General features: G+C 49.5%; 2 rRNA genes. Both read left to right on the forward strand.

The features are described from left to right. Nucleotides 1-2837, forward strand: a 23S ribosomal RNA gene (locus AB2B49_RS09100); the annotation flags it as partial. A gap of 76 nt (nucleotides 2838-2913) precedes the next feature. Then, a 5S ribosomal RNA gene (rrf, locus tag AB2B49_RS09105) occupies nucleotides 2914-3029 on the forward strand. The last annotated feature ends 1 nt before the right edge of the window (nucleotide 3030 follow it).

A 3030-nucleotide genomic window follows, 5' to 3' on the forward strand; every position in this document is an offset into this window, starting at 1 on the left:
ACGACGATATGCCTTGGGTAGCTGTAAGTAAGCGATGATCCAGGGATTTCCGAATGGGGGAACCCAACAGGTACTACCTGTTACCCGCATCTGTTAAGGATGTGAGGAGGAAGACGCAGTGAACTGAAACATCTAAGTAGCTGCAGGAAGAGAAAGCAAAAGCGATTGCCTTAGTAGCGGCGAGCGAAACGGCAGGAGGGCAAACCGAAGAGTTTACTCTTCGGGGTTGTAGGACTGCAATGTGGACTCAAAGATTATAGAAGAATGATTTGGGAAGATCAGCCAAAGAGAGTAATAGCCTCGTATTTAAAATAGTCTTTGTACCTAGCAGTATCCTGAGTACGGCGGGACACGTGAAATCCCGTCGGAATCTGGGAGGACCATCTCCCAACCCTAAATACTCCCTAGTGACCGATAGTGAACCAGTACCGTGAGGGAAAGGTGAAAAGCACCCCGGGAGGGGAGTGAAATAGAACCTGAAACCGTGTGCCTACAACAAGTTCGAGCCCGTTAATGGGTGAGAGCGTGCCTTTTGTAGAATGAACCGGCGAGTTACGATATGATGCGAGGTTAAGTTGAAGAGACGGAGCCGCAGGGAAACCGAGTCTGAATAGGGCGCTTTAGTATCATGTCGTAGACCCGAAACCATGTGACCTACCCATGAGCAGGTTGAAGGTGCGGTAAGACGCACTGGAGGACCGAACCAGGGCACGTTGAAAAGTGCTTGGATGACTTGTGGGTAGCGGAGAAATTCCAAACGAACTTGGAGATAGCTGGTTCTCTCCGAAATAGCTTTAGGGCTAGCGTCGACATAAAGATTCTTGGAGGTAGAGCACTGTTTGGGTGAGGGGTCCATCCCGGATTACCAATCTCAGATAAACTCCGAATGCCAATGAATTATGGTCGGCAGTCAGACTGCGAGTGCTAAGATCCGTAGTCGAAAGGGAAACAGCCCAGACCACCAGCTAAGGTCCCAAAATAATTGTTAAGTGGAAAAGGATGTGGGGTTGCACAGACAACTAGGATGTTAGCTTAGAAGCAGCTATTCATTCAAAGAGTGCGTAATAGCTCACTAGTCGAGTGACCCTGCGCCGAAAATGTACCGGGGCTAAAACAATTTACCGAAGCTGTGGATACCTTTATAGGTATGGTAGGAGAGCGTTCTATGTGTGAAGAAGGTATACCGTGAGGAGTGCTGGAACGCATAGAAGTGAGAATGCCGGTATGAGTAGCGAAAGACAGGTGAGAATCCTGTCCACCGTAAGACTAAGGTTTCCAGGGGAAGGCTCGTCCGCCCTGGGTTAGTCGGGACCTAAGGAGAGACCGAAAGGTGTATCCGATGGACAACAGGTTGATATTCCTGTACTAGAGTATGTAGTGATGGAGGGACGCAGTAGGCTAACTAAAGCAGACGAATGGAAGTGTCTGTCTAAGCAGTGAGGTGTGATATGAGTCAAATGCTTATATCTATAACATTGAGCTGTGATGGGGAGCGAAGTTTAGTAGCGAAGTTAGTGACGTCACACTGCCAAGAAAAGCTTCTAGCGTTTAAACATACTCTACCCGTACCGCAAACCGACACAGGTAGTCGAGGCGAGTAGCCTCAGGTGAGCGAGAGAACTCTCGTTAAGGAACTCGGCAAAATGACCCCGTAACTTCGGGAGAAGGGGTGCTGACTTTAGGTCAGCCGCAGTGAATAGGCCCAAGCAACTGTTTATCAAAAACACAGCTCTCTGCTAAATCGTAAGATGATGTATAGGGGGTGACGCCTGCCCGGTGCTGGAAGGTTAAGAGGAGTGCTTAGCGTAAGCGAAGGTATGAATTGAAGCCCCAGTAAACGGCGGCCGTAACTATAACGGTCCTAAGGTAGCGAAATTCCTTGTCGGGTAAGTTCCGACCCGCACGAAAGGCGTAATGATTTGGGCACTGTCTCAACGAGAGACTCGGTGAAATTTTAGTACCTGTGAAGATGCAGGTTACCCGCGACAGGACGGAAAGACCCCATGGAGCTTTACTGCAGTTTGATATTGAGTGTCTGTACCACATGTACAGGATAGGTAGGAGTCTATGAGATCGGGACGCCAGTTTCGAAGGAGACGTTGTTGGGATACTACCCTTGTGTTATGGCCACTCTAACCCGGATAGGTTATCCCTATCGGAGACAGTGTCTGACGGGCAGTTTGACTGGGGCGGTCGCCTCCTAAAAGGTAACGGAGGCGCCCAAAGGTTCCCTCAGAATGGTTGGAAATCATTCGCAGAGTGTAAAGGTATAAGGGAGCTTGACTGCGAGAGCTACAACTCGAGCAGGGACGAAAGTCGGGCTTAGTGATCCGGTGGTTCCGTATGGAAGGGCCATCGCTCAACGGATAAAAGCTACCCTGGGGATAACAGGCTTATCTCCCCCAAGAGTTCACATCGACGGGGAGGTTTGGCACCTCGATGTCGGCTCGTCGCATCCTGGGGCTGTAGTCGGTCCCAAGGGTTGGGCTGTTCGCCCATTAAAGCGGCACGCGAGCTGGGTTCAGAACGTCGTGAGACAGTTCGGTCCCTATCCGTCGCGGGCGTAGGAAATTTGAGAGGATCTGCTCCTAGTACGAGAGGACCAGAGTGGACTTACCGCTGGTGTACCAGTTGTCTTGCCAAAGGCATCGCTGGGTAGCTATGTAGGGAAGGGATAAACGCTGAAAGCATCTAAGTGTGAAACCCACCTCAAGATGAGATTTCCCATGATTTTATATCAGTAAGAGCCCTGAGAGATGATCAGGTAGATAGGTTAGAAGTGGAAGTGTGGCGACACATGTAGCGGACTAATACTAATAGCTCGAGGACTTATCCAAAGTAACTGAGAATACGAAGTGTGAGGTTTTCTTGGTATTTGATAGATATTCAATTTTGAGTAGGTATTACTCAGAGTTAAGTGACGATAGCCTAGGAGATACACCTGTACCCATGCCGAACACAGCAGTTAAGCCCTAGAACGCCGGAAGTAGTTGGGGGTTGCCCCCTGTGAGATATGGAAGTCGCTTAGCT

The organism is Streptococcus jiangnanensis, assembly GCF_040888325.1.
Taxonomy (GTDB): domain Bacteria; phylum Bacillota; class Bacilli; order Lactobacillales; family Streptococcaceae; genus Streptococcus; species Streptococcus jiangnanensis.